The organism is Chitinimonas naiadis, assembly GCF_054780835.1.
In genome coordinates, this window is the sequence record NZ_BAAGVO010000012.1 from 1 (window position 1) to 627 (window position 627).

A 627-nucleotide genomic window follows, 5' to 3' on the forward strand; every position below is an offset into this window, starting at 1 on the left:
CTGTTCCTTCAAGGCCACCGAGATGTCTTCCACCACGCCAACCACCCGGCCGGCACTGTCCTCGATCCGCTTGACCGCTTCGCCCCCCTGACCCGCCAACTCCACCCCGCTCGCCACCCGCTGTACCGCCATCTGCATGGTGGTCTTCGATTCGGCCGAGCTGTGCTGAATATCGGCAATCATGGCGGTGATCTCGCGCGTGGCGGTGCTGGTACGTTCGGCCAGCTTGCGCACTTCGTCCGCCACCACCGCAAAGCCCCGCCCCTGCTCGCCGGCCCGCGCTGCTTCGATCGCGGCGTTGAGCGCCAGCAGATTGGTCTGGTCGGCCACGTCGTGGATCACGTTGACGATGCTGGTGATGGTCTGGGTCTTGTCCGCCAGGGCGTCGATCACGCCCGAGGTCTGGTTCACCGCGTCGCTGATCCGGTTCATCTCGTCCATGGCACGGGCAATCACGGCACTGCCTTCACGGGACAGCTGGCCCGACTCCACCGACAGCTGGTTGGCCCGATCGGCACTGTCGGCGATCTGGTGGATGCTCTCGGTCATCTCGGTGACGGCTGCCGCCATCGCGCCGGCCGCGTCGCTCTGGCTCTCCGAGCCGGTCGAGACTTCGCTCGATCGCGA

Annotated in this window: 1 protein-coding gene; it reads right to left on the minus strand. The window is 66.5% G+C overall.

Translation table 11 applies throughout. The features are described 5' to 3' along the window. Positions 1-627: methyl-accepting chemotaxis protein (locus ACYVHK_RS24710; RefSeq protein WP_460537751.1), on the minus strand; the 627-nt coding region annotated here is incomplete at both ends.